The sequence below is a fragment of the Fulvivirga marina genome (genome assembly GCF_016775155.1).
Taxonomy (GTDB): domain Bacteria; phylum Bacteroidota; class Bacteroidia; order Cytophagales; family Cyclobacteriaceae; genus Fulvivirga; species Fulvivirga marina.
On sequence record NZ_JAEUGD010000023.1, the window covers coordinates 181,763 to 207,644 of the forward strand.

The 25,882-nt window shown below is 39.6% G+C and carries 22 protein-coding genes and 2 pseudogenes; 13 read left to right on the forward strand and 11 right to left on the reverse strand.

The annotated features are described in order from the left end of the window. Window positions 1–9 precede the first annotated feature (9 nt). From JMN32_RS07760 to JMN32_RS07770, 3 genes and pseudogenes are all read right to left on the reverse strand, one after another. Window positions 10–888: a hypothetical protein gene (locus JMN32_RS07760; RefSeq protein WP_202855741.1), complete on the reverse strand. Its 879-nt coding sequence runs from the start codon at window positions 886–888 to the stop codon at window positions 10–12. After that, a complete protein-coding gene (locus JMN32_RS07765) occupies window positions 875–1,498 on the reverse strand; it encodes an inorganic diphosphatase (protein ID WP_202855742.1) in 624 nt (207 codons plus the stop codon). The genes JMN32_RS07760 and JMN32_RS07765 overlap by 14 nt, the downstream gene beginning before the upstream one ends. 198 nt (window positions 1,499–1,696) lie before the next feature. Then, window positions 1,697–1,927, reverse strand: a pseudogene (locus JMN32_RS07770) (DUF1573 domain-containing protein); the annotation flags it as partial. Between the two features lie 340 nt (window positions 1,928–2,267). On the opposite strand from JMN32_RS07770, the gene JMN32_RS07775 reads away from it, so the two are divergent. The 5 genes from JMN32_RS07775 to msrA all read left to right on the forward strand — a co-directional run bounded on the left by JMN32_RS07775 (window position 2,268) and on the right by msrA (window position 9,481). Further along, entirely contained in the window at window positions 2,268–3,536 is a 1,269-nt protein-coding gene (locus tag JMN32_RS07775; protein ID WP_202855744.1) for a sensor histidine kinase, read from the forward strand. After that, entirely contained in the window at window positions 3,529–4,239 is a 711-nt protein-coding gene (locus JMN32_RS07780) for a response regulator transcription factor (RefSeq protein ID WP_202855745.1), read from the forward strand. Before JMN32_RS07775 ends, JMN32_RS07780 begins: the two co-directional genes overlap by 8 nt. Before the next feature lie 117 nt (window positions 4,240–4,356). Continuing rightward, entirely contained in the window at window positions 4,357–7,524 is a 3,168-nt protein-coding gene (locus JMN32_RS07785; RefSeq protein ID WP_238354380.1) for a TonB-dependent receptor, read from the forward strand. A gap of 141 nt (window positions 7,525–7,665) precedes the next feature. Beyond that, window positions 7,666–8,721, forward strand: a complete 1,056-nt coding sequence (locus JMN32_RS07790; RefSeq protein WP_202855746.1) for a PA0069 family radical SAM protein — start codon at window positions 7,666–7,668, stop codon at window positions 8,719–8,721. 97 nt (window positions 8,722–8,818) lie between these two features. Continuing rightward, a complete protein-coding gene (msrA, locus tag JMN32_RS07795) occupies window positions 8,819–9,481 on the forward strand; it encodes a peptide-methionine (S)-S-oxide reductase MsrA (protein ID WP_202855747.1) in 663 nt (220 codons plus the stop codon). A 74-nt stretch (window positions 9,482–9,555) separates the two neighbouring features. Here msrA and lysA read toward each other — a convergent pair whose 3' ends face one another. Continuing rightward, on the reverse strand, window positions 9,556–10,788 hold the full coding sequence (gene lysA, locus JMN32_RS07800; RefSeq protein ID WP_202855748.1) for a diaminopimelate decarboxylase: 1,233 nt from the start codon (window positions 10,786–10,788) through the stop codon (window positions 9,556–9,558). Window positions 10,789–11,342: 554 nt separating this feature from the next. On the opposite strand from lysA, the gene JMN32_RS07805 reads away from it, so the two are divergent. Then, window positions 11,343–12,071 carry a 1-(5-phosphoribosyl)-5-[(5-phosphoribosylamino)methylideneamino]imidazole-4-carboxamide isomerase gene (locus JMN32_RS07805; RefSeq protein WP_202855749.1) on the forward strand — a complete coding sequence of 243 codons (729 nt, stop codon included), beginning with the start codon at window positions 11,343–11,345 and terminating at the stop codon, window positions 12,069–12,071. A gap of 102 nt (window positions 12,072–12,173) precedes the next feature. Here the strand turns inward: JMN32_RS07805 and JMN32_RS07810 are convergent, their stop codons facing one another. The 3 genes from JMN32_RS07810 to JMN32_RS07820 all read right to left on the reverse strand — a co-directional run bounded on the left by JMN32_RS07810 (window position 12,174) and on the right by JMN32_RS07820 (window position 15,796). Continuing rightward, window positions 12,174–12,776, reverse strand: a complete 603-nt coding sequence (locus JMN32_RS07810) for a hypothetical protein (RefSeq protein WP_202855750.1) — start codon at window positions 12,774–12,776, stop codon at window positions 12,174–12,176. Window positions 12,777–12,881: 105 nt separating this feature from the next. Continuing rightward, window positions 12,882–15,320, reverse strand: coding sequence for a TonB-dependent receptor (locus JMN32_RS07815; protein WP_202855751.1), 2,439 nt, complete (start codon window positions 15,318–15,320; stop codon window positions 12,882–12,884). 53 nt (window positions 15,321–15,373) lie between these two features. Further along, the gene (locus JMN32_RS07820) at window positions 15,374–15,796 is read right to left on the reverse strand and encodes a hypothetical protein (protein ID WP_202855752.1); all 423 of its coding nucleotides are present in this window, start codon (window positions 15,794–15,796) and stop codon (window positions 15,374–15,376) included. Between the two features lie 93 nt (window positions 15,797–15,889). Here JMN32_RS07820 and JMN32_RS07825 point away from each other — a divergent pair, with 93 nt between their 5' ends. The 5 genes from JMN32_RS07825 to JMN32_RS07845 all read left to right on the forward strand — a co-directional run bounded on the left by JMN32_RS07825 (window position 15,890) and on the right by JMN32_RS07845 (window position 20,822). Beyond that, window positions 15,890–16,228 carry a tRNA-binding protein gene (locus JMN32_RS07825; protein WP_202855753.1) on the forward strand — a complete coding sequence of 113 codons (339 nt, stop codon included), beginning with the start codon at window positions 15,890–15,892 and terminating at the stop codon, window positions 16,226–16,228. Beyond that, window positions 16,209–17,099: a GNAT family N-acetyltransferase gene (locus tag JMN32_RS07830; protein ID WP_238354381.1), complete on the forward strand. Its 891-nt coding sequence runs from the start codon at window positions 16,209–16,211 to the stop codon at window positions 17,097–17,099. Before JMN32_RS07825 ends, JMN32_RS07830 begins: the two co-directional genes overlap by 20 nt. Before the next feature lie 128 nt (window positions 17,100–17,227). After that, a complete protein-coding gene (locus JMN32_RS07835; protein WP_202855755.1) occupies window positions 17,228–19,660 on the forward strand; it encodes a bifunctional UDP-N-acetylmuramoyl-tripeptide:D-alanyl-D-alanine ligase/alanine racemase in 2,433 nt (810 codons plus the stop codon). A 332-nt stretch (window positions 19,661–19,992) separates the two neighbouring features. Then, entirely contained in the window at window positions 19,993–20,205 is a 213-nt protein-coding gene (locus tag JMN32_RS07840) for a hypothetical protein (protein ID WP_202855756.1), read from the forward strand. A gap of 14 nt (window positions 20,206–20,219) precedes the next feature. Continuing rightward, complete coding sequence (locus JMN32_RS07845; protein ID WP_202855757.1) at window positions 20,220–20,822, forward strand: hypothetical protein; 603 nt, start codon at window positions 20,220–20,222, stop codon at window positions 20,820–20,822. 54 nt (window positions 20,823–20,876) lie between these two features. On the opposite strand, the gene JMN32_RS07850 is transcribed toward JMN32_RS07845, so the two are convergent. Continuing rightward, on the reverse strand, window positions 20,877–21,452 hold the full coding sequence (locus tag JMN32_RS07850; RefSeq protein WP_202855758.1) for a LemA family protein: 576 nt from the start codon (window positions 21,450–21,452) through the stop codon (window positions 20,877–20,879). Window positions 21,453–21,654: 202 nt separating this feature from the next. On the opposite strand from JMN32_RS07850, the gene JMN32_RS07855 reads away from it, so the two are divergent. Next, window positions 21,655–22,071 (forward strand): hypothetical protein, encoded by a 417-nt coding sequence (locus JMN32_RS07855; RefSeq protein WP_202855759.1) that lies wholly within the window; start codon window positions 21,655–21,657, stop codon window positions 22,069–22,071. A 221-nt stretch (window positions 22,072–22,292) separates the two neighbouring features. Here JMN32_RS07855 and JMN32_RS07860 read toward each other — a convergent pair. From JMN32_RS07860 to prfA, 3 genes and pseudogenes are all read right to left on the reverse strand, one after another. Continuing rightward, a pseudogene (locus JMN32_RS07860) lies at window positions 22,293–22,716 on the reverse strand (secondary thiamine-phosphate synthase enzyme YjbQ). A 5-nt stretch (window positions 22,717–22,721) separates the two neighbouring features. Next, window positions 22,722–24,140: a right-handed parallel beta-helix repeat-containing protein gene (locus JMN32_RS07865; RefSeq protein WP_202855760.1), complete on the reverse strand. Its 1,419-nt coding sequence runs from the start codon at window positions 24,138–24,140 to the stop codon at window positions 22,722–22,724. Window positions 24,141–24,175: 35 nt separating this feature from the next. Continuing rightward, a complete protein-coding gene (gene prfA, locus JMN32_RS07870) occupies window positions 24,176–25,243 on the reverse strand; it encodes a peptide chain release factor 1 (RefSeq protein ID WP_202855761.1) in 1,068 nt (355 codons plus the stop codon). Between the two features lie 83 nt (window positions 25,244–25,326). Here prfA and JMN32_RS07875 point away from each other — a divergent pair, with 83 nt between their 5' ends. Further along, window positions 25,327–25,764: a hypothetical protein gene (locus tag JMN32_RS07875; RefSeq protein ID WP_202855762.1), complete on the forward strand. Its 438-nt coding sequence runs from the start codon at window positions 25,327–25,329 to the stop codon at window positions 25,762–25,764. Window positions 25,765–25,882: the final 118 nt, after the last annotated feature.

Genomic DNA, 25,882 nt, shown 5'->3' on the forward strand with positions numbered 1-25,882 from the left:
TTCAGGGCACTATTGCTTTTTGTAAAAATATAATACTGCTTCTATGCCATCCCGTTCTTCACTTAAAGTAAAGAAGCCAGTTTTGTCTTTCTTCCATGCTATGGCCTCCCCTTGAGGTTCGGGCATATATGGAATTGATAGCGGCTCTTGTTGCATGGCCTCAAAAACATCAGAAGCGTCTGTTCGCTGCCAATACAAGATCTCATCATAAGTTTTTACTATGATGTCACCACCATCAGAAGAAATATCCCCACCAACAATATTGTGATATGGTATGGTTCCCAGTTTTTCTAAAATGATAACCTCTTCTGTAGACTGTGGATACGGAGCACGGTAGATACCTACATTATCCTCTCTTTTTGATACTATGTATAAGTCCTTGGTAAGAGGATCAATCATTAGGCACTCTGCATCTCTTTTGCCGTCAGGGTATTGAAAGGTAATGGTTTCGATGTTTTCAATAACACCAGACTCGCCGGCAATGGGTTCCTTGAAGCGATAAATATATTTGAACTCATGTACAGCATTATTATCACCCATTTCTGCAACATAGAGATAGTTTTGGCCAGCTTCTGGTCCTGGCCCGGTAGAAATATCTTCCCAATCACGGTTATGCACACCTTTTAGTTCATACGTGCCTTGGTCTTTGCCATATTCATCGATTAGAAATATAAATGGATCATTGCCGCTATCGTTATGGGTCCATAGCATGTCAGGGTTGTTAAGGCTTTCTGCTAGGCCTGATGCTTCATTGATCAATGGGTTTTCAACTTCGCCGCGTGATTCGGCGCTGTTAAAATAAATATCATTTATAGATTCTTTGTTATCGCTGTTGGCACTACAGGCAACAACAGCAAAAATCATCCAGAGATAACTATTTTTTTTCATCAGAAATTGACCATTTTTTTATTTCACTTAGAGCCTCATTTTCATTTGCCCATCCAAGAAACTCCATTTTTTCAACCCCTTTATAGCTGCTAAACCAGTCTTGTATAATGGATAGTGCTTTTGGAGATTGTTCTTGAAGGCAATTTAAAGTGGTGCAGTCAATAACCCGTAATGATTTGTCTGCCGGAACGGCAATTATCTTATCATCAGTTTCTCCACGATCCGATAATTGCAATACAGCAATAGGGATAGTCTCTATAATGGTTCCCTGGGGCAATGATTCGGAGATAATCAAGATGTCAAGGGCATCACCATCCCCACCTTTTGATTTGTCCATTAATGTAGAAGGGACAAATCCATAATTTCCAGGATAAGGAAGAAAGTTTACCCGCCGCTTATTACCATCTATTATTTCAACATCAAACTGCTTTGTTTTAGGGCTAAACTCATACTTGAGGTTGGTTCCGGCTGGTATTTCAACCACTACATTGACAAAGCCGCTTTGAGAAATTGCCGAATACTCGTAGGGAGACGTGCTGCATGCCACCAGTACGATCCCAAAGGAAAGCATCAATAAAATAGCACCGGATCTGGCGAGATTAGATGACATTGCGTTACGAGTTAGGTTTAAATAAGTCACCACTTATTGAAACAAGAGGGCAAATTTAACAAATACCTTAATAAACCACACCACATTTTTATCTTAAGTGAATATTAAATCTAAAAAATATTACAGATGTTGATGTAATAGAGGTTCAGCTTCAAAGACTTTGATCAATAGTTATGTTGGGAATCAAAGAGTGTTCTACTAACTTATATAGCAACACTCTCTTGCTTTGCCCTTAAGGTATGGGACAACTACATTGTCTCGGGCATTGGGGGTAACAGTAACACTTTTGAGAAATGAGCCATTCTTTTTGGCATGATATGAAGCTGTTATTTCTCCAGATTCACAAGGTATAATGGGATCTTTGGAATATGCGGAAACTGTACAGCCACAAGAGGATTTAGCGATGGAAATGATCAAAGGCATATCTCCTGTATTTGTAAATCAGAAATAATTACTTACTCCTTCGTTTTTAGTAATCTTTCCAAAGTCGTAAGTCTGAGGTTCTTCCCAATGGAAACCAGTGTTGTCGGAAGTACTTATCAGGCCTTGTGCATACGAAATGGCTGTAAACAAAATGGACGTTATTAAGAAAAAAGCCTTTTTCTTATAACAAGTATTTAAGCGATGGTAATTTGTTAAACTGCATAAGAGGGTACTAACGCTCAAATTGTGAAGAACTTAAGAATCATTTTGTTAGGAGATTTGTAATAATTGTTAATGAGATGTTAAAGAGTGGCTGTTCCATCTCCCTTTTTATTATTTTCAAGTAATGAAGCGCAACACCATAAGGTTAATAGTAGTATTAGCGGTTCTTAGCATAGCTGGAATTGTCATTACCCAAGTGTATTGGTTTAAACAGGCATTTAACACGGAAGCAGATCAGTTTAACCGAGACGTGAGTACCGCTCTTTACAATGTGGCTAGTCAGTTTTTTCAAATTTCCAATACTGCCGAACCTGCCAACAACCCTATCCGGCAGCTCTCAACAAACTATTATGTAGTAATGATAAATAATGAAATAGATGCTAACCTGTTGGAGCATTTATTAAAAACAGAGTTTGAAAAACGTAACATAACTGCTGATTTTGAGTATGGAATTTATGACTGTACCAATGAAAAGATGGTATACGGTAGCTACGTGGCTATGGATGAACAAATAGCTCATGCCAGTACTACAGGTATACTTCCTAAATGGGAAAACCAGAATTACTATTTCGGAGTACAGTTCCCAAATAAAGCATCTATAATTACAAACCGGATGGGAGTCTGGATGTTTTCTTCCTCAGTTTTACTGGTAGTCATTATCTTTTTTGCTTATGCACTCTTTGTAATTCTTAAGCAGAAGAGACTCTCCGAAGTGCAAAAGGATTTTGTTAATAACATGACCCATGAATTCAAAACACCAATTTCCACCATTGCTTTGTCGGCAGAGGTTCTGAAAGACCCGCAAATCATCAGGCAACCTGAACGTTTGCTTAACTATGCCGCTATAATCCAAAATGAAAATCAGAGACTGAAGAAACAGGTAGAGCGTGTATTGCAAATGGCTAGCCTTGATGAGGAAGAGATCACGCTTAAAAATGGAAGAATTAATATTCATGAAATTATAGCAGAAGCCCTGAAAGGTGTTGCCTTAAATCTGGAGGAGAGGTCTGGAAATGTGGAGATCTTTATGGAGGCAGCAAACCCATATATAAATGGAGATAAACTACACATTGTTAATGTGTTTTACAATTTGCTGGATAACGCCATTAAATACACCCAAAAACCTCCTGAGATAAAAATTCGAACGCACAATAAGAATGGTAAATTATGCATTGAAGTTGAGGATAATGGTATTGGCATTAGTAGTGAAGAACGTAAAAGGGTTTTTAATAAATTCTATCGCGTGCCTACAGGCAATGTTCATGATGTTAAAGGTTTTGGCTTAGGCCTTAACTATGTAAATTTGATTATTACTGCACATAAGGGAACATTAAAGCTTGAAAGCGAACTGCAACAAGGAAGCACCTTTAAACTATATCTTAACAATGACTGAGAAAAGGATACTATTAGTTGAAGATGATAAAAACCTTGGTTTTGTTGTTCAGGATAACTTGGCGTTGAAGGGGTATAATGTAGTCAGGTGCTTTGATGGAGAAGAGGGCTTGCTGGAGTACAGGCAGGGAGCGTTTGACCTATGCATTCTTGATGTTATGCTGCCAAAAAAAGATGGTTTTACTCTTGCCAGGCAGATACGCCACAATAATAATGAGATTCCCATACTGTTTCTTACAGCCAAATCTATGCAGGGTGACAAGCTAGAGGGATTCAAAACAGGAGCTGACGATTATATTGTTAAGCCTTTTAGCATGGAGGAATTGGTTTGCCGTATAGAAGTATTCCTTAAAAGGAGTCGTTGTTTGTCTGAGGACACTGAAACTGTTAGAGAGAAGCCGAAGCACACTTTTGAGTTGGGTAAGTATATCTTTGATTATAATAACCTTACCTTAATTAATGGAGATACAGGGAAAGTACTGACTCAGAAGGAAGCAGATGTGTTGCACTGTTTCTGTAATAACCTGGGCGTTGTTATACGGCGAGAGGATATTCTTAAAGAAGTGTGGGGTGATGATGACTACTTTTTGGGGCGTAGCATGGACGTCTTTATATCTAAGCTAAGAAAATACCTTTCTGAAGATCCTTCCATTGAAATCGTAAATTATCATGGTATAGGCTTTAAGCTTAATTTAAATGCCTAAGAAATCATATTTGGTAAAATATTTTTGAATGATCGTTATAACGAGTTATCTTGACTAGATTGGCTAATAACACTTATTCATTAACCCTTAAACAATATAAAACCTAACCAAAAAACCATGATTAGAAAACTATTATTACTATCACTACCATTGATGTTCATTGGAGTAGTCTTCTCTTTTGCGCAGGGTGTTACGACTGCTGCCATAAGGGGAGAAGTAACTGATGCTGCTGGCGATGGTTTGCCAGGAGCAACCGTTATAGCATTCCATGAGCCCACAGGAACTCAATATGGCACATCAACAAGACCCGATGGCAAGTATAATTTACCTAACCTCCGTGTCGGCGGCCCCTATACCGTCACGGTAACATATATAGGATATTCGGCTCAGGAGCTTACAGATGTTCAGCTTCTGCTTGGACAGGTGTTGGAACTTAATTTTAATCTTGACGAGGACGTTCAAACCTTGGGGGAGGTCATTATTACAGGTAATAATGAAACCTTTAATAGTGACCGTACCGGGGCATCGGAATCATTCAGTAATGAGGAAATACGCAAACTACCGACTATTACACGTTCTGCAAGTGATATATACAGACTGACGCCGTCCTCTGATGGCAATTCGTTTGGAGGTAGAAATGACCAGTACAATAATTTTTCCCTTGACGGGTCTATCTTTAATAACCCTTTTGGTCTGGATGCTGCCACACCAGGTGGTCAGACAGATGCGCAACCTATTTCACTAGATGCTATTGATCAAATACAGGTTGCCGTTGCTCCATATGATGTAACCCAATCTGGGTTTACAGGAGCTTCTATCAACGCTGTTACTAAGAGTGGAACAAATACATTTTCAGGAACTGTATTTGGTTTTTATAGATCCGACGCCCTAACAGGTAAGAAAGTAGAGGGAGAAGAGATTTTTGTTCCGGATCTTACTCAGATTCAAACAGGCTTTAGTGTAGGGGGCCCTATCATAAAAGACAAGCTATTCTTTTTTGCGAATATGGAGGTTGAGAGAAGAGAGGATCTTGGCTCAAGCTTCGTAGCTAAAAACGGTCCTCAGGATGGAGCAAATGAGTCAAGAGTAGAGGAGTCTGATCTCATAGCGGTACAAAATGCTTTGAGAAGCATAGGTTATGAAACAGGTCCATATCAGGGCTATAAGCATGATACCGATAATGAAAAAGGTATCATCAAGATTGATTACAATATTAGCGATAAACATACCGTTACCGCAACTTACAATTTTTTGAATGCGACTAAACAAAAGCCGGCTCACCCATCAGCTATTGGGCGTAGGGGGCCTGATGCCACCACGCTACAGTTCAGGAACTCAGGTTACGCGATTAATAACAAAATACACTCTGGTTTGCTCGAATTCAAATCGCGATTTACGAACAAGACAGCCAATAAATTTCAAATTGGTATAACTAAGTTTGAGGATAGTCGTGACCCTTTTAGTAGTCCATTCCCTGTAGTTAACATTAATAAAGACGGAATACGCTACATTGTTGCAGGACACGAACCATTTTCTATAAACAATAAGCTAGATCAGCAGGTACTGCAGATTACGGATAATTTTGATATTTATTTCGGGGCTCATTCTGTGACAGTTGGAGGCTCTTTTGAAAAGTTCTCATTTGACAACTCATTTAATCTTGGTGTATATGAGCGTTTTGGTTATCCATATCCAGGGGGAACTTTCGGTCCTGGTTTTAATAGCGTTCAGGACTTTCTTGACTACGTAGCAGCTGATTCATTGAATTTTGTGAGAGATCATGCGATCAACACATTCAATAACAATAATGCTAATGATAGCTGGGCTTTGGCAGAAACCAATGTTGGTCAGTTCGCTCTGTACGCACAGGACAGGTGGGATATATCAGGTAACTTTACCCTGACTTATGGTCTGAGGATGGATTTGCCACTGTATTTTGATACAGAAGATAAAATTAAAGAAAATATAGCAAGAAAGGGAGGAACGATTAGTGAGGGCGGATCCTATGCGCCAGATGTGATTTACTATGATGAGAAGGGAAACCCCGTGCAGTTTGATCATACAAATCTTCCGGATCAGACACCGCTGATTTCACCAAGAGTAGGGTTTAATTGGGACGTGACTGGGAACAAGACGTTGCAGGTGCGTGGTGGTACAGGGCTTTTTACCGGTAGATTTCCCTTTGTGTGGGTAGGAAACCAAGTGGCAAATCCAGATTTCTTCTTCTATACGATGACTGAGGAGGATTTCAAGTTTCCGCAAGTTTGGAGAACAAGTGTTGGAGCTGACAAAAAATTCAATGGCGGTTGGATTGCGAGTGTAGATTTATCTTATACAAAGGATATCAATGCTATGATGGTAAGGAACTATGGCTTGAGATTACCTTCTGGTACATTAAATGGTGTTGACAACAGGGTGATTTATCAAGCATCTGATAGGGCGCAGGGTCCATTTGGAGGTTCCACAAATGCCTATGTCTTTAGCAATACGGATGAAGGAAGAACTTTCAACGGAACTTTGGAGATAAAGAGAAATTGGTCTAACGGTTTATATACAAGTCTTGCTTATAACTACCTTGATGCAAAAGATGCAAGTTCTATCGAGGCGGAGATTTCTGGTGATGCTTATGACAGAAACCCAGCGATCGGGCATGTTAATAAGGCAAGGTTGGCGCCATCTCTCTACGGTAATAAACATCGTGTGGTTGGCAATGTAAATAAGACTTTCAAATATGGTGGTAACTGGTCAACTACCCTTTCCATTTTCTTGGAGTATGCTAAAGGAGGGCGCTTTAGTTACACCTATTCCGGTGATATTAATAATGACGGATCTGGCCTGAATGATCTTATCTATATTCCAACGGATAGTGAGATTGACAACATGACTTTTGCAGGTACGGCAGCAGAGGAGGCAGCTCAAAGAACAGCATTGAAGGCATTTATTAGCCAGGATGATTACTTAAGTGACAACAGAGGCTCGTATGCTGAGAAATATGATGCTCTTAGCCCCTGGTACTCTCGTTGGGATTTTAGGTTTTTGCAGAACTATAGATTTGGTAATGGCAACTCTATAGAGTTTAGCCTTGACATCCTGAACATTGGTAACTTCATTAGCTCAGACTGGGGAGTTCGTCAGTTCCCAACCAACACTCAACCTATTGGTGTCAGCGTTACCAATGGAAACCCTGTTTATTCGTTCGATACAAATCTAACAGACACTTTTACACCGGAGACAGGTTTGTTATCCAGGTGGCAAATGCAATTTGGACTTAGATATTCCTTTTAAGTAAAACTAGTTTCTACAAAAAAATCAGAGATCTATGCGGCAGAGCCATGCATAGATCTCTTTTTTTATTATAGCATTTAATGGAATAACAAATTTACTAAAAAAATTAGTAATAACTAACCAATTTGGTAAATTTGGTTTATGGAAACGGAATATCACAAAGGTAGAGGGGCACAGATAAAAACATCAAACCCATTTTTAAAGCAGGAGTATGTTTTCGAGCATATAGAGGGGATAGATGAAGAGATGATTGGAGAGAAGATCTCGACTCAAATTTTTTATGAACACCCCAAGAAGGTTGTTAATAAAGTTGAAAGCCCGGATGTGGGAATGTATTACTCGCTTAACCCTTACCAGGGATGTGAGCACGGGTGCATCTATTGCTATGCCCGCAAAACGCACGAGTACTGGGGATATAATGCAGGCCTGGATTTTGAAACCAAAATCATTGTTAAGAAAAATGCTGCAGAGCTTTTAGAAAGGCATCTGCTACAGAGATCATGGAAGCCTCAACCGATCATGCTATCTGGTAACACGGATTGTTACCAGCCCATTGAAAGAAAATTGAGAATAACTCGGAGCCTCCTGGAAATATTTCTGAAATACAGAAACCCGGTGGGTATTATAACCAAGAATGTAACAGTACTTCGTGATTTAGATATTCTGGAGCCATTGGCCAGAGATAGGCTGGTACATGTGGTACTCTCTATTACTTCCCTTGACGAAAAGTTAAGGTCTGTTTTGGAACCACGCACTGCAAGTGCTAAAAGAAAGCTGCGTGCTATTGAAGAGCTCTCAAAAGCAGGTGTGCCAGTTACTATTATGAACGCTCCGATTATACCAGGTCTAAATCACCATGAAATTCCTAAAGTCATAAAAGCAGCGGCTGAGCATGGTGCAATGGGTGCAGGGTACACCATGGTAAGGCTCAATGGTCATATAGGCGAGGTTTTCGAAGATTGGCTTCGCAAAAATTTTCCTGACAGGTTCGATAAAGTCTGGAATCAGATACGTGAAGTGCACGGAGGTCATGTTAATGATAGCCGGTTTGGAACACGAATGAAAGGAGAAGGAAACATCGCTGAAATGATATCTCAGTTGTTTAAATCGTCCAGGTCGCGTTATATGTCAGGGAGGAAAATTCCACCTTTTGATCTCACTAAATTTAGAAAAGGGGGAAATTATAGTTTGTTTTAGTGGCAGAACTTTAGATGTTCATTTGTCATCCAGGCGATACTTCTGATGAAACAAAAAAATTTAAAGTAAGTTAGATGTTATATAAAAGATTAATAAAATGAATTATTTAATAAAGACTCCTTTAATAGTGTTTGTACTTGCAGCCGTTGTAAGCTGCGCTTCGGGAGGTGATGTAAAACACGATAGACAACCCATTGATCCTGCACTGGCAGCCAAGCTTGACACTGCTATTTTTGCCAGCGGGTGTTTTTGGTGTACGGAGGCTGTATTTGAAAGGGTAAAGGGTGTGGAAGATGTAGTGTCAGGGTATAGTGGAGGAACTAAAACTAACCCTACATATGAAGAAGTAGGTGAAGGAAGGACAGATTACGCAGAGTCTGTTAGGGTCCTCTTTAACCCTGATGTAGTAACTTATGAGGAGTTGGTGGAGATGTTTTTTGCATCGCATGACCCAACCCAATTAAACAGGCAGGGACCTGATATTGGAAAACAGTATCGCTCTGCGATATTTTACAGAACCGCTAGTCAGCGGGAAATTGCAAAGAAGGTAATGGCTAAGCTCGAGAGTTCCCGAAAATATGATAAACCGATAGTGACTGAGGTCACAAAATTTACTTCATTTTATGAAGCCGAAGATTATCATCAAAACTACTATGAACTTCATCCAAACCAACCTTATGTGGCCTCAGTAAGCCGACCTAAAGTAGAGAAGTTTATGAAGGAGTATAAAAACAAGCTTAAAGACAAGTATAAGGACTAGATAATATATGCATGAGAAGCTGGACTGGTTAGCTAATCAATGTCCAACTTCTCAAAAATATTTGTTCGGGCTAATTAAATATCTATTTCGACCTGATTTCTCAATATATCATCCATGGTCTCTCTTTCCCTTATCAGGTGAGCTTTACCTTCATAAATTAGTACTTCTGCCGGGCGATACCTGGAATTATAATTAGAAGCCATACTGAAGCCATATGCTCCTGCATTTTTAATGGCGAGAATGTCTCCTTCACGCACTTCATTTAGCTTTCTGTCCCAGCCAAAAGTATCTGTTTCGCAGATGTAGCCTACAATAGTGTATACTCTTTGAGTTCCTTTGGGATTAGAAATGTTTACAATTTCGTGGTATGCATCGTACATCATAGGCCTCAGCAAGTGATTCATTCCTGAATCCACGCCTACAAAAACGGTTGCTGGTGTTGTTTTAATTACGTTAGACTTAACGAGGAAGTAGCCTGACTCACTTACTAGGTACTTCCCTGGTTCAAACCACATTTCAAGTTTTCTGCCATAGCTTTCGCAAAACTTGTCAAATGACTTCCCAAGCTTTATACCAAGGTCATGAACGTTAGTTGTTATATCATTCTCTTTGTAGCCCACTTTAAAGCCACTGCCGAAGTCGATAAATTCGAGATTTGGGAAATCACGTGCTACACCGTAAAGTATATCTGCAACCTTTAAAAAAACTTCTGCATCCAATATGTCAGAGCCGGTATGCATGTGAAGGCCTATCACATTAATTTGGTTCGTTTTGATAACTCTCAGCAGGTGAGGTAGCTGATATATGGAGATCCCAAACTTGGAATCAACATGGCCAGTAGATATTTTAGAATTGCCGCCCGCCATAATGTGAGGGTTAAGACGTATGCAGCATGGTACGCTGTTGTGGTACTTATGTCCAAATTGCTCAAGAATAGAAATATTATCAATGTTGATGGTCAGTCCCATTTCAACACCTTGTTGAATTTCCTCAAAAGAAACGCAATTTGGAGTAAAAAGAATGTCTCCAGGTTCAAACCCAGCTTTTAGTGCCAATTTGGCTTCTTGAGCAGAAACCACATCAACACCTGCACCGTGTTTTTTCATTAGCTTAAGTATAGAAATATTCGTCAACGCCTTAGCCGCATATTTTATCTTTATCTTTTGCTTACTAAAAGCATTCTTGAGCGTGTTAAGTTGATCAATTATTTTGTTAGCGTCATAAACGTATACAGGTGAGCCAAACTCCTTAACAACTTTGTTAAGATCGACACCTTGTATCTGATAAGCGTTGTTTTTTATTTCCATAAGTCAAAAATATTCGCCAAAGATATAAAAACCAACCACACTATATCATTTGATTTAATAAACAGGGATTTATACTGGTTGGTGAATAAAAATAGAACTCATGGTTTACAATACCTGTTGCATGTAAAAATAAGGTGACCATAACAGCCCTATGTTTGGCTTGTTATAATGATTAAAAATGAAAATCCTCAATGAGAAAACTTGTTCTTTATAGTTGTTCTGTTGAGGCTGATTATTAGTTTCTTGCTTTATTAGGTATGCTCCGTACTATTGCTAACTCCACCAGATGTAGTGATGAAAAATGTGCCTCTGGCTTATAGGAGGGTGAAAAAATAACTTCAGAGAATAGGTTGTTGCAGCAGACTTTCTCTTGTTATTTTCGTAAAGTTTTGTTATTTTACCAGTTCCCCAAGAATCAATCACCTTTAAAGTGCTATCGGGAAGAAAATCAGCAGGGGAAATTTTTACATTTGTTGTTAATTCTTTTGCATTTCCAGATAACGGAATGTCTATTTTTGTGCACTTAACCTTTTAACTTAATAAACCAACGGCATATGATCCAGATAATACCTTCCATAGCGATTAATGAAGGCAAAGTAATCAGGTTACAACAGGGAGACTTTTCAAAGGAGAAGGTATATGACCAAAGCCCAATTGATTTGGCTAAATCCTTTGAGGATCATGGTATTGAGGTAGTTCACCTTGTTGACCTTGACGGAGCCCGTAGAGGCCAGCCAGTCAACTATCATATACTTGAAGCAATTTCAGGTTATACGGGGTTGAAGATTGACTTTACCGGTGGTATTCATACAGATGGTGATATTAGCAAGGCTTATGAGTATGGAGCTAGTTATATCACGGCAGCGAGTGTTGCTGTTACCAGAAAAGAATTATTTTCTTCATGGATCATTTCGTATGGAAGGGAAAAGATTACGTTAGGAGCTGATGCCATAAATGGTAAAATAGCTTTTAGAGGGTGGCAAAAAAGTACTGACCTGAATATTATTGATCATATAGAATATTTCTATTCCAGAGGATTAAAGTATGTGAAAATAACTGATATCAGCAAGGATGGTACAATGGAGGGGCCTGCATTTGACCTTTATCAACAGGTAATAGAGAGGTTCCCAGATATCTGCGTATTGGCCAGTGGAGGTGTTAGGAGTGTTGATGATATCAAAAGGCTCAATGATATGGGAGTATTTGCTGTTATCTTTGGGAAAGCCTTTTATGAAGGGCAAATAAAGCTAAACGAACTTGAAGAATTTTTGGTTAAGGCCTGAGTCTAAGCCAGACCAATAAAAAAATAGGGCCGCTCAAAACTTTGAACGGCCCTTTTTATACTGATTGGTTTCAACCTAAACCAAAGGAGAGAGCAATCAGTTTTATTTTATCTCAATATTCCACTGAAGGTCAACATCTGTCTCACCATCCTCTGATGATGATGAGGCTGATTTGATATCAGGTTGATGTTTTAAAAGAATACGGAAAGTGCCGATTGTTGGAGTGGCGGTTTCCCAAACAGTTGCGAGACCTATGGGTAAGCCGTTGGCGTCTTCATCCTGGTAATTAAGAGTGTTTACTTGATTTCCAGCTCCTATGTTACCCAATCCTGTTGGGCTTGAAAATAGTGCTCCTGTCCACCCGAAAAATATCTGATGTTCTATACCCTCGTTTTTGACCTCTTCAGTAATGTTTTCGTTGTTGCCACCTACAGTGTTTTTAAGCGTTATAGCAAGAGAGTATATAGTATTGGCCGATAGCATAATGTCGTCCTGCTCAGCTGTGAGCGTTCCGTCGCCGTCAGGGTCATTATAAGTAAAAGCCAGTGGTGTGCCTCCGGCCACTGGTGTGAAGGTAAGTGTCACTTCATTTATTACTTCTTCTTCGTTTTCAGCCTCGGGAGCATCATCGTCGCTACATGCAGTCATAAATACGGCAGAGGCCAGTAGCAAAAGGGCAAGAAAGTTTGATTTTAAAATTGTCATATCAGTTTTTTAAATAGATTTAAACAAATTGTGCATTAGTTGACGGATACAAATATATCTAAATGCAACAATGATGCAAATAGATTTTGTTTTTATTTTATCCGCTTAAAATTTGTAGCGAGCTGATATGAGCATATTAAAGCCTGTTTCATCTGCGAAATATCTCAACCTGTTGGTATAATCTCTGTAGCTATAGTTGAGTATATTCTTAAATTCTACTCCAAAAACGAACTGATTAACAATACCCTGTAATTTCAGGTTCATCAGTAGATAACCACTTGGTGCCGGAAGGAAGTCAAAGTTAGACCGATCCTGTTGGAAGAGGTTTTCTCCGTTAAGTTGGGCATCATTGATTTCAGCAACTGTAATTACCCTTGGCGAATTGAATTGCTCAAACGTATAGCTGGTCTCAAAAGCAGCACTAAATTCATCCAATCCCAAAAGTGATTTTGAATGCGAAAGTTCATAACTAATTCTGTTGGGAGGAATTCCTATAAAGAAATCATCATTATTGACATCACGTGCGTGGAGATACGAGCCCTTTATTTGCGATTCCCAAATGGTAGAGTGACGATATATGTAGCTCGCGTCCAGTCCAAAAAACACTGCATCTGTTTGGTCATAGATATAAAATGGAAATGGGCCACGAACCGTAGCTGCAATTCCGGCTGGTTTGGAATAGATATACCCCTTAAGGTAATTGAAATGCGCTGTTACCTCTAAGCTTTGCTCCTTTGTGGTATGGTTAAAAGTATTTACCCATTTAAACCCCAATTCATTGTCTACTGGTTTCTGATTTTGATCTAATACATCAGTTGAGCTAATCGGAGTTCCAAATTCATCAGTAGAGTGACGCCAAAGGCCAAAATCAATCGTGAATTCGTGCTTACCATAACTATATAATTCAGCAATATTTGGAGGTCTCCAAGCCGTTCCGAAATTACTTCTGAAGCTTGTGTTTTTGCCTAATTGGGCATTTACCCCCACCAAGCCAGTAATGCTTTGATAATTAAGGTCTTGCTTATAGATATCATTCTCGGTGTCACGGCCTCTTATGGAGCTGGATTGATAATCATAGCGTAAACCCAATTCAAAATCTAGACTGCCTAAAGCCTTTGATTCAATGATATATATGCCAAACCTGTTGTTATTGTAATTAGGAACAAACGGGATAGTATTAGTGCCGGGTATATTATTATTGTCCTGGTAGAGCCACTGAGTTCCCACTGTACCATTCCACCCGGAAATCTGCGCATGTTGCCAGTCCAGGTCAAAAGTATGGGTGAAAAGCTCCAGGTCAATGGCAGGTCTTTCATTGTTGCTACCCCGCCTCACATCAAACTCCTGCCTTGTGTTTGCCTGAAAACCATACTGGAAATTCAATTGATGATCTTTAAAATTATAGTGTCCTTTTAACCTGACCAGGTCGTGGCTAACTTCTTGGCGAGGGTTGTTGATGTCATAACTAAAGCTTTCTGTAAAGAATGGTTCTTTTGCTTTTAGAGCAATGTCAAGGTCGTTCAGGTTACCCACCACTGACCCTCTTAATATGCCAAGAGTTTGTTCAACATGACTATACAAAATTGTAAGATCAAGTTTTTTATGATGATACCTTGAGCCGAACATGTAACTCAATTCACGGGCACCAGTGTTAGTAAGTATATGATCCGGGGCGCTTAGATCTCCCTGGTATAACCCTGCAACCTGCCCCATCCAGGCGAAGTTTTTATATCCTTGCTGCAATAAAAGGTCGGTATTAATTGAGCGGCCATTAGTAGCTGTGGTTATTCCCGCTGCTCCATGCAGGTGACCCGTGGATAGTTCCATTTTAGGAGGGTTTATGATAATAACGCCGCCCATAGCATCCGGGCCATACTTGACGGAAGCTGCGCCTTTGACCAATGCGATGTTGTCAGCCATTGCCGCATCTATTTCCGGTGCATGTTCCTGCCCCCAGCCCTGCCCTTCATGCCTTACGCCGTTATTAATAATTAAAACCCTACTGCCGTGTAATCCATGGATCATAGGTTTTACTACATTTTGTCCGGTCTTTAGAGTTGAAACTCCCGTGATATTGCTCAGCACGTCTCCAAGAGATTCGTTTTGCATACTTTCGAGGTCTTTGCCTGATATTTTAGATTCAGTCATAGATTCGAGACCGGTTTCGATAGAACTGCCTTCTATTACTATGCTTTCCAGAATGACATCGCTAGGGGCGAGCTTTACCACTAAATCGGGATGATAGATGTCGTGATGGTGTATAACGCTTTTATAGCCCAAATGTGAAATAAAAATATCAAACTCCTTTTCACAAAGCTTGTTAAACAGAAACTTTCCTGCTTCATCGGTTAATACACCTTTTTCAGAATTTTTAATTTGTACCGTAGCGTAAGGGACAGGCTCATGGGTGGAGGCATCCATAATAACGCCGGAAATAATGCAACTACAATCAGTAGCACAGTCTTTTTTCTCCTGAGAGAAAGTCGATATGTGCGTTAGCAATAGGGCTGCAAAGATTAAGGTTTTGGGTATACGGCTAATCATAATGCAACAAAGTTGCAAATACGATTTCAAAAATTACAGAAATAACGAAAATTTTATTCGTCGACAACCTCAGAAAACTTGAATCTTTGAATAATATAATGAAGAAAATTAAAGGAAAGCACGGAATCGCTGTCTTCGTCCTTACCTGCGTCAGGGTTGTTGGTGGATGGTGTAGTTGCAGGCTGCTTATTTTGAGGCTGAGTGTTGCCAGGTGTAGACTTTTGTTTGTTGCTTTCTTCAGTCTTTTCCTGAATATCGTCTTTACTTTTATCTTTTTGGTATGTGTTTTTCAGCCCCGGTTGTACATAGGAATTTTCCGTTCCCGGAGAGCTTGGAGCTTCAGGCTTTTCCTGATAGCTATCTCCACCACCTTCATGGAACATAAACCCACCTTCTTGTGCAGCCAGTGGATTGATATAACCTACACTAATAAATAAGAAGATGGATGCGATGTATTTGATTGACCTATCTCTCATGATTTTTCAAGGTGTTCTAATATACGTATTAATTTTCAAAAGGTTACAAACCTTACTTGATACGACTCGTTGATATATTATATTTGCACAATTATGGATCAAATTAGCTGGAACGATTTTGAAAAAGTTCAACTTCGTGTTGGAACGATTGTTAAAGTAGAGGATTTTCCTGAAGCCAGAAAGCCCGCTTATAAAGTTTGGGTTGATCTGGGAGAAGATATTGGTATAAAAAAATCCAGTGCCCAGATCACTCATCATTATTCGAAAGAAACCTTGCACAACAAGCAGGTTGTTTGTGTCGTTAACTTTCCGGAAAAACAGATTGGGCCATTGTTATCACAGATACTGATCACAGGTTTTGCTGATGAAAATGGAGATATTCTTTTGGCCGTTCCTGATCAACAGGTTCCGAATGGCGCCAAACTTCATTGAGATGAGTGAGTTGCGAATCAGAAGCCTTAAGCCGGTCGACCTGACCGATATGTACATTACTTTTCTGGATTCTTTTTCTGATTACAAAGTTCCATTCAGGCTTACAAAGGAACAGTTTGTTAGAAAGTTTGTTGAAAAACTTAAAATTGATTTTTCACTCTCAGCCGGAGCTTATGTAGATAACTCATTAGTAGGTTTTGTATTTACGGCCGTAAATTACTATGAGGGAAAATTAACAGCATACAACGGGGGAACCGGAGTACGACCTGCTAATAGAGGAAAAAAGCTTACAATTAGGATGTATGACTACCTGATACCCAGGTTTCGAGAAAGACGAATCAAGCAGTGTGTTTTGGAGGTTCTGACTGAAAACGACCGAGCGATAAAGGCTTATAGAAGTATTGGTTTTAGGGAAACAAAGTATTTCAGGTGTTTTAAGTTTGATTCAAAGTACCTGAAGGTTAAGCATCCCGAAATTGGCCTGGAAATATTTGAGGTAAAACAACCTAACTGGGATATGTACGAGCGCTTTGCCGATCAAGCCCCTTCTTTTCTTGACTCCTCTTTAATGATCAATGATAATCTTGCTAGCGAAACTATTGTAGAAGCCTATTATGAAGGGAAGTGTGTGGGCTACGCAATATATCAACCAGCATTTGGTAGAATAAGTCAGGTGGGTGTGGCGCCGGAGGTCAGGGGGAAGGGAGTAGGCTCCAGCCTGATCAAATATATTCAGGATACTAGCAAGCAGAAGATATTAACAGTAATCAATATTCAGAGAGAAGCGGAGAACACAATCAATTTCTTCCAAACCCTGGGCTTCAAAAACCAGTTGAATCAGTATGAAATGATTATGCCGCTGGATAGCTGAAATAACCTATTCTGTTTATACTTTTAAGTGCTTATCCTGGAAGTATTTGTCTAGTTTCAAACCACTCAAATACCTAATAAACACGTATCTTAGCTGTATTCGCCGTCATTAAAACAGTTTTTTGGTTCATGATCAATTTTAATAACCTTGCTAAGATTGCCTCTGGGGAGATTGTGTTATCTGAATATTCCGGGGATATCAAATACCTGATAACAGACAGTCGTAAATCTTTTTTTGCTGGTGGCGGGATATTTTTTGCTATAAGTGGAGAGAGGCATGATGGGCATGAGTATATCAAATCTCTTTACGATAAGGGCGTTCGGCAATTTGTGGTTGAGAGAGATATTGATATATCAGGTCTTGAAGGGAGCAACTTGCTTAAGGTTAGAAGCAGCCTGGCGGCTTTGCAGGCTTTGGCCAGGAAACATCGTGAGCAGTTTAATATAGAGGTCATTGGTATAACTGGGAGTAATGGGAAGACAATAGTAAAAGAATGGCTTTTTCAACTTATAGTCCCACATAAGCGAGCCGTAAAAAACCCTCATAGTTATAACTCCCAAATTGGTGTTCCGCTTTCGGTCTGGCAGCTCAACGAGCAGCACGAGGTGGGGATTTTTGAGGCAGGTATTTCAGAACCTGGTGAAATGGAAAAACTTGAGGTCATCATTCAGCCTACGATAGGCATCTTCACTAATATTGGCTCAGCGCACGATGCTGGCTTTAATTCATACAAACAAAAAATTCAGGAGAAGGTAAGGCTTTTTAAGAATGCTGTGGAGGTAATCTACTGTAAAGATCATGAGGAAGTAGATCAACACCTTGCAAACAAAGGCTTCAGCTGGGGGCATCACGTGGATAGTGATGTTAGAATCATTGATGTTATGCATGATGAGCGGGAGACAGTTGTAAACATCAGGTTTGGCTCAGACTTTTCCTTCAGAATACCCTTTGTTGATAAAGCATCTTTGGAAAATTGCCTTCACTGCATTGCTTATATGCTGTTTAAGGGATACGATTTCATTGCGATTCAAGAGGGCATCAGCAAACTTCATAAAGTTCATATGCGACTTGAGCTTAAAAAAGCCATTCATGGTAGCTATGTGATTGACGATGTTTACAACAATGATCTTGCAGGTTTACAAATTGCTCTTGATTTTTTATCTCATCAAAAGCAGCATGAGCGTAAATCAGTTATTATCTCTGACATTTTACAATCGGTTTCGGATCAGGAAAAATTATATGCTCAGGTTAGCGAATTACTAAAAGCTGCCAATGTGACTAAATTAGTTGGTATAGGTTCGGCATTAATGCATTATAAAGTGCTATTTGATATAGAAGCCGAGTTTTATGAAACTACCTCCGATTTTCTACAAAACCACGACCTTACTACCTTCCGCGAGGAGACCATTCTGATAAAGGGAGCTCGAACTTTTACTTTTGAAAAAATAGTCAGAGCACTTGAAGAAAAAATCCATGGTACTCAATTGGAGATTAACCTTGATGCACTTACCAATAACCTCAACTTCTTCCGGTCCAGGATGAAGCCTGAGACCAAGCTAATGGTAATGGTCAAGGCATTTGCTTATGGTAGTGGTAGTTTGGAAGTAGCCAACCTATTGCAGTTCCACAGGGTAGATTACCTGGGGGTTGCTTATGCTGATGAAGGTATGATACTTAGAAAAAATGGCATCTACCTTCCTATTATGGTCATGAACCCCAGTGAAGATAGTTTTGAAAAGCTCTATCAATATCAACTGGAACCCGAGGTTTATAACTTTAATATTATCAAACAGTTGATTGCCTTTCTGGGTAACCGAACCATGAGGGTACATATAAAACTGGATACAGGTATGCGCCGTCTGGGCTTTGAGGAGGGTGATATTGACTCATTGGTTGATTTGCTTGAAAAGCATAGGAATATTGAGGTTAAAAGTATATTCAGTCATTTGGCAGGTGCGGACGAAGCCGAACATAACCAATTTTCTCAGGAGCAGGCAGCTAAGTTTAAAAGCCTTTCTGATCGAGTCATGAAGCACTTGCACCGTACTCCCCTCAGGCATTTGGTCAACTCTCCTGGCATTGTTCGTTTCCCGGAATTTCATTTTGATATGGTAAGGCTGGGAATAGGTCTATATGGTTTAGAGGCCAGTAAACAGGAACAGCACCGATTGCAACCAATAAGCAGGTTGAAGACCATTATCTCACAAATAAAGCAGATCAAAAAAGGAGAGACCATTGGTTATAGCAGAAAGGGGTTGGCAAAAAGTGATATGCAGATCGCTACTATCGCTATAGGTTATGCAGATGGTTTTAGTAGAGCGTTTAGCAATGGGGTGGGAGAGGTATGGTTGAACGGAAAGAATGCCCCTGTAATAGGGAATGTTTGCATGGATATGACTATGATAGATATCACTGGTATTGATGCTGTCGAAGGAGATGAAGTTGAAGTGTTTGGAGAACATTTAACTATTATTGATGCAGCCTCAAGAATCAATACAATACCTTATGAAATTCTTACCAATGTCAGTCAACGTGTAAAGCGTATTTACTACATGGAATAATATTCAAACAGGTAATGTCTTTGGTCTTCACCAGGGCTTCTAACGTAGCTATCATTAGGAAATAATCAAGGCATAGGTTTCAAGTGACAGGTTTTCCTTACTATGAGATTTGATTATTTTTCATACCGTTGATCCTCTGTCGATTTTAATAAACAGTGCCATTTGAAAACCTGCTTTTGCCCTCCATATCATGGTGGGGCCACCCAACGGTTAATTAACTTTTGGTTGAATTATATAAAAAAAGTATCTTACTTTTTCACTAATGCAAAATTATTGGGAGACGTAGCACTGGCCGATAGGGGCCAAGAATGTTTTAACTTAACCTGTAGAAAATGAAAAAAAGTATCGTACTAATCTCTTTGATCGGGCTTATGATAGCTTGTTCAGGGGAAAAAAAAGAAAGTACCGAGGAAACTCAAATCACTGAGGAAGAGGTGCAGAACATAGAGCAATCAGCTCAGGAAATTGATGCTGTGATTGACTCCTCTATTCAGGAAATTGACACGCTGCAAAATGAAATTGATGACTTGCTAAAAGATATATAAACAACCCTATCCATATGAAAAATTTATTAATAATAGGCTTTATGGTTTTTGCTCTAAGCCTTTCTGGTACGGCCCAGGGACAAAATAAAGGCCAAAGTAAAAAACAGGAAGCAGATACTACGGTAGAGCGTTCACGAGGAAAAAGTGATAAAATAAAAGCTAATAAGCAAGGAGGAAAACCTGATGATGCTAAGGTAAAAAATAAAGAAGCTAAAGATAGTAGTAAACCGGATAAGGATAAGCAAAATCGAAATTCAGAGGATAAGACGGGAGAGGCAAATGCCTATGGAAAAGAAAAGGGTGATATGAGAGGTGGGGAGTTTGGTCAGCAACGCTCAGAAGATGCAAAGGCTGCGGCTGCGGCAAGAATGGCAGAAGCAAAGCAGCAGATAGAACGTCATGAAATGCAGGTTAAAGAGAATGAAGAAAAAGTAAAAGAGGCTAGGGAAAAGGTTAAGGAGCAAGAGGCTTCAGGTGAAGTTTCTCCAGAAGAAATTTTGCGAAAAAATGAAAAAATAGCTGAGGCAGAAAAGAAAGTTAAGGAACTTAAGGAAGTTGTAGAAAAAGAAAGGAAGCGGCTCGAAGAGTTAGGAAAAGTCCTTAAAGGTAATAATTAGTTGTTTGAGGCCAGGCTTCCGAAATCTCAATGGGTTTCGGAAGCCTGGATTAAATCAAAACTTTACTTCAGGCGCTTCATCTGCGCCGGATTCAGCCTCAAAATATCCCTTTCTGTCAAACCCAAAAATATTGGCAACAACTACTCCGGGAAATGTTCTTATTGAGGTATTATATTTTTTGACAACTTCATTAAATCGCCTTCTCTCAACGGCAATTCGATTTTCTGTGCCCTCTAATTGAGCTTGTAATTGACTAAAGTTTTGTGTAGCCTTAAGTTCTGGATATCTTTCAATAACGACCATTAATCTTGACAGAGCAGAACTTAAGCCTTCCTGGGCCTCTTGAAACTTTTGTATAGACTCTGGGGATAAGTTACTGGGATCAACATTGATGGATGTCGCTTTTGCACGGGCTTCAATCACTTCATTTAATGTGCTTTTCTCAAACTCGGCTGCACCTTTGACCGTGTTTACTAAATTTGGAATGAGATCAGCCCGACGCTGATATACATTTTCCACCTGAGCCCATGCTGCCTCTGTACTTTCTGCTTTGCCGACAAGGCCGTTATATGATGAGAACACCCAAATCACCACAATAACAATTATTATCCAGGGGATATATTTCTTCATAATTCTGATATTTGTATTTAAGTAAAAATACGTCAAATCAGGCATTTGATCAACATTATATAGTTAACGGTTTGTTTTAGTGAAATACTCAGTTATACTTGTTATAGTCTTAATTTCTTGTAAAATCGATCATAACAAAAAAATCGATCGTGCTAAATTCAGTTTTAAGACAGGTGATGATACTGAATTGTTCTTTAAAAATATGAGGCAGTCCTATTATGACCTGGAGGAGAATAAGGCCGCAAAATTTAACATTTTCAGGTATGAAGACAGGGTGCGGGAGGCAGACCACCCGCTGCTCAACCTGGCTATTGTGATTAACTATTTGCATGATGAGGCTTACCTTTTGCTTGAAACGAATGAATATCTCCAGCGTCAGGATCATATTGAAATAGACTGGAGCGGAGAGCAAGGCTCAATAGGAACGATTGTGCTGGATGACTATAACCGTGAGGGAATGTTAGAATTTGCTTCACAGGTATATGAGGCGCTTCAGCAGAAAGCACACTTTACTGTGCAAGCTGAAGATAGAGCAATTCCCATACTTGAAGATCAGAAGGAGAGGGAAGCTTTTCGTGTTACTGTTACAGATTATTACAGGCTTACGAGAGTTTACTGATTAAGTCAAAGGTAGGTATACTATCTCTTTGGGCGTAGGTCTGACTGTGATTTCTATTATGAACTGGCGCTCGTGCTAAGGATCATAGCTTACTCCGGAGCAATATGCCCAACTGAGCCAGTTGCTACCATTGAGGTCATGCTCAGCAAGTCATTGTTGGCCAGACCATGACGTTTTTCATAGCAGGTTAACAATTAGTTTTTCAAAATTGTGTGAACCACCTAGTTGCCGAATGCAGTGATTACCAGCTTGCGATTCCCGCCATAATCGCGATGTTCACATAAGTATATCCCTTGCCACGTACCCAGGTTAAGCTGACCATTGCTTATGGGGATAGAAACAGAACTTCCAAGTAGAGATGATTTGATGTGAGCGGGCATATCATCCGAACCTTCAGAGGTATGCTTGTAGTAAGGAGCATTTTCAGGTACCATTTTATTGAAATGGCTCTCAAAGTCTTGCCTTACAGTCGGGTCAGCATTTTCGTTAATAGTTAAGCTTGCAGAGGTGTGCTTGATGAAAACCTGAAGTATGCCAGCCTGTATTTTCCTTAAGCTCAGACAGTGCATTTTCTATGGTGGAGGTAATCAGGTGAAAGCCTCTTGATTGCACAGGAACAGATATTTCTTTTTGAAAAACTTTCATAAAGCCTAGTTTTCTATTCTTTCAAAAGCACCCAGATCTGGCAAATCGTCACGAGGGTTGCCGTCGTGATCAGTTGAAAGACCCAGTATGATGCCTTTATCTTTAGCGGGAGAAAGCGTATCCAGTCGATAGTTGTGATCTCTCGGATCTAGGAAGTTGGGGTCTTCATTAATAATATTGTCATTGACATTAAGTTCGCTATCGGAGGTTTTGAGTAGGTTATTTGACATACTTAAACTAAAATTGGCTTGCCCACTGCTACTGATAATAATTTCATTTTTTAATGAACCCCAAATAACGGAGTTGGCTAACTCTACTTCCAGGTCGTCAACCAAAAGTGCATCTTCCCCAACAACCAAGTTGTCTGCAAATACAACTGATGGATCTTCACGAAAAAAGTCAAAAGAGTAATTGGCAAATGTACAATGCTCATATCGGTAGCTACCTCCTGCATAATTTCCTAACGTATTTATTGCGCAGTTATTAATTAGGGTATTGTAGACATACATGTCTGAAGTAATTGCCAGTATGCCATAACCTGGCAAAATAAGTCCTCCGTTGATAGGAAGTTTGGTATTACCCCCGATGTTTTCGATGGTGCTATTTCCAACAACAAGGTCTGGGTCAGTATCTTCATCGGGGGTGCCCAGATATATACCAACTTCTGCATTACGGATGTCTGTATAATTGATATTATTGTTCTTGCTTCCGGGAAGGAAAATTATACCGCCCCATTGACCGGGGACCTCTTTGAAGTCAAGACGATCATTTCTAAATAAAACCCGGTTTTCGGCTTCACCCTGCACGTCAATGGTACCTTTAATGAAGATGTATGACCCGTTGTGTGAGTATACTTTAGTGCCAGGTTCAATTGTTAATGAGCAAAGCGAATCTATGAGTAAAGAATTATAAATTACGTAAGGCCTGTCGTTAGTCCAGGTAACATTACATGCAAGTACAGAATCCCTCAAAAAGTTAGCATCTTGCCCCCAGGCTACAAGCTGCACACCTTGCTTGTTGTTATTAGTAAGAAAGCTAATTTCATCTGATACGATGAAAGGCAGGTTTTCATCCATGGGGTCAATGGTAACTTGCACAAGCAATAGCAAGCTGTCATTACCCAGAAGTTTTGTGTTTTCGAAACTGGAAGAGGGGCGACCATTAACATAAATAGTATATGGCGATGTAGGCTTCCTTAGTGCTATGCTCTCAATCTCAACCGCATTATCACTATCATTATATACTTTGAGCCGTTTAGTAATATTCCTGATTTCAGTGTTGACTCTGGTAAAGACTGTATCAAAGAAGATAGTATCAGTAGAAAACCTAAGGCTGACATTACTATCAAAGGTTAGTTTTTCCTCTTCAGGTTTGCAGGCCATAAAGGCAAGAAATACAAATATTACTAGTAAGGTTTTCTTCACAATAACTTCTTTAACGCTGAAAAGAAGAATAAATTTTATTCTCCCTCTTTCATCTTCATTGCACTTTCTGCCATGTGTAACTGTTCGATAAACTCATCAATTTCACCATCCATTACAGCAGGCAGGTTGTGTTGGCTGTAGTTAATCCTGTGGTCCGTAACACGACTTTGTGGATAGTTATAGGTTCTGATCTTGTCTGATCGGTCTCCGCTACCAACCATTGATTTTCTTTGTGCTCCAACAGCTTCATTGTGCTTAGCCAGCTCAATTTCATAGAGTCTTGAGCGTAATACTTTTAATGCCTTATCAAAGTTCTTTAACTGTGATTTTTGGTCCTGACAAGAAACAACAATACCGCTCGGTATGTGGGTTAACCTTACTGCGGAATATGTGGTGTTTACGGACTGACCACCAGGACCAGACGAACAAAAAGTATCCTTACGGACATCGTTCATGTCTATATCCACTTCTACATCATCCATTTCCGGCAAAACCGCTACAGTGGCTGCTGAAGTATGCACCCGACCCTGGGTTTCTGTTTGGGGTACTCTTTGAACACGATGTACTCCTGACTCAAATTTTAGGGTACCGTAGGCGTTATCACCTGACACGGTACTTACAATTTCCTTATAGCCACCACTGGTACCCTCAGTGAGGTCTAGCACAGTTAGCTTTAAGCCTACACGTTCACAGAATCTCTGATACATTCTATAAAGATCACCAGCAAAAATTGCAGCTTCATCCCCTCCAGTACCAGCACGTATCTCCAAAATAGCATCTTTGTCATCATTAGGATCTTTAGGAATGAGTAATTGTTTCAACTCTTCTTCCAGCTCTTCTTTTTTAGGATCAAGCTCATCAAGCTCCATTTTTGCCATCTCACGGAACTCTTCATCTTTTTCCGTTTTTATAACTTGTTTGGCATTATCTATATTGGATAGGACATCTTTATACTCGTTGTATTTTTCAACGATCTTTTGGAGGTCTTTATATTCTTTGCTCAGTTGTGAGTACTTTTTCATATCAGCCATCGCATCTGGTTGCACGATTAGCTGCCCTACTTCTTCAAACCTATGCGTTAATTCCTCAAGTTTTTGAATCATATGAATTTCCTATTATTTCAACAAAATTAACAAATAGGGAGGATTTAATTGTAGCTTTGTGGAATATTAATCAAATCCATAAAATGAGAGGAATCTTACTTTTTGGCTTGTTTTTAACTATCATGAGCTGTGGGGGATCACTGTCCGATGAGCAGCGCAGAGCCTTAAAAAAGGAAATGAAAACCAGAGAGATCAAACGTGTTTCGGGTGATCAGATTTTTGAAAGAGCTTTGGAGATGGGGAGAAGCTATGTAATAAACCTGAATCTGAGTAATCAGGATTCGGTGGCGAAAGTTAATGGTGTTACTATTTATTTTGCAGACACTTTAGCATCTTCACTGTCAAATGAGCAAAAGGAGCTTTTCGATGCATACTTATATACCCCCGAAGCCGACTTGCAGGATAATGTGCAAAAACAAAAAGACACAATACTATATTCTTACCCAGTGAAGGATAGTACAGGTTTTAATGGCGTTTGGTTTATCAACATTCCTACAAAGAAAATAGTATTGTCCCTTTGATCTGAAATATGGGGTTTGTTCGTTGGCTTTGCATTCTGCTTCCTTCCAGGAAGTAACTCCAGCTTTTTCTGCTTCACAAGGGTTGATATTGGTGTTGTTGTCATAGCCATATACCGAT

What these genes read in the sequence shown, in the direction of transcription:
- JMN32_RS07855 (WP_202855759.1), top strand. Translation starts at nt 21,655, where the DNA reads ATGAGGCAGTCCTATTATGACCTGGAGGAGAATAAGGCCGCAAAATTT.
- JMN32_RS07815 (WP_202855751.1), bottom strand. Translation starts at nt 15,320, where the DNA reads ATGATTAGCCGTATACCCAAAACCTTAATCTTTGCAGCCCTATTGCTA.
- JMN32_RS07775 (WP_202855744.1), top strand. Translation starts at nt 2,268, where the DNA reads ATGAAGCGCAACACCATAAGGTTAATAGTAGTATTAGCGGTTCTTAGC.
- JMN32_RS07765 (WP_202855742.1), bottom strand. Translation starts at nt 1,498, where the DNA reads ATGTCATCTAATCTCGCCAGATCCGGTGCTATTTTATTGATGCTTTCC.
- JMN32_RS07785 (WP_238354380.1), top strand. Translation starts at nt 4,357, where the DNA reads ATGATTAGAAAACTATTATTACTATCACTACCATTGATGTTCATTGGA.
- JMN32_RS07835 (WP_202855755.1), top strand. Translation starts at nt 17,228, where the DNA reads ATGATCAATTTTAATAACCTTGCTAAGATTGCCTCTGGGGAGATTGTG.
- msrA (WP_202855747.1), top strand. Translation starts at nt 8,819, where the DNA reads ATGAATTATTTAATAAAGACTCCTTTAATAGTGTTTGTACTTGCAGCC.
- JMN32_RS07840 (WP_202855756.1), top strand. Translation starts at nt 19,993, where the DNA reads ATGAAAAAAAGTATCGTACTAATCTCTTTGATCGGGCTTATGATAGCT.
- JMN32_RS07820 (WP_202855752.1), bottom strand. Translation starts at nt 15,796, where the DNA reads ATGAGAGATAGGTCAATCAAATACATCGCATCCATCTTCTTATTTATT.
- JMN32_RS07810 (WP_202855750.1), bottom strand. Translation starts at nt 12,776, where the DNA reads ATGACAATTTTAAAATCAAACTTTCTTGCCCTTTTGCTACTGGCCTCT.
- JMN32_RS07760 (WP_202855741.1), bottom strand. Translation starts at nt 888, where the DNA reads ATGAAAAAAAATAGTTATCTCTGGATGATTTTTGCTGTTGTTGCCTGT.
- JMN32_RS07825 (WP_202855753.1), top strand. Translation starts at nt 15,890, where the DNA reads ATGGATCAAATTAGCTGGAACGATTTTGAAAAAGTTCAACTTCGTGTT.
- JMN32_RS07805 (WP_202855749.1), top strand. Translation starts at nt 11,343, where the DNA reads ATGATCCAGATAATACCTTCCATAGCGATTAATGAAGGCAAAGTAATC.
- JMN32_RS07875 (WP_202855762.1), top strand. Translation starts at nt 25,327, where the DNA reads ATGAGAGGAATCTTACTTTTTGGCTTGTTTTTAACTATCATGAGCTGT.
- JMN32_RS07830 (WP_238354381.1), top strand. Translation starts at nt 16,209, where the DNA reads ATGGCGCCAAACTTCATTGAGATGAGTGAGTTGCGAATCAGAAGCCTT.
- lysA (WP_202855748.1), bottom strand. Translation starts at nt 10,788, where the DNA reads ATGGAAATAAAAAACAACGCTTATCAGATACAAGGTGTCGATCTTAAC.
- JMN32_RS07790 (WP_202855746.1), top strand. Translation starts at nt 7,666, where the DNA reads ATGGAAACGGAATATCACAAAGGTAGAGGGGCACAGATAAAAACATCA.
- JMN32_RS07780 (WP_202855745.1), top strand. Translation starts at nt 3,529, where the DNA reads ATGACTGAGAAAAGGATACTATTAGTTGAAGATGATAAAAACCTTGGT.
- JMN32_RS07850 (WP_202855758.1), bottom strand. Translation starts at nt 21,452, where the DNA reads ATGAAGAAATATATCCCCTGGATAATAATTGTTATTGTGGTGATTTGG.
- JMN32_RS07845 (WP_202855757.1), top strand. Translation starts at nt 20,220, where the DNA reads ATGAAAAATTTATTAATAATAGGCTTTATGGTTTTTGCTCTAAGCCTT.
- prfA (WP_202855761.1), bottom strand. Translation starts at nt 25,243, where the DNA reads ATGATTCAAAAACTTGAGGAATTAACGCATAGGTTTGAAGAAGTAGGG.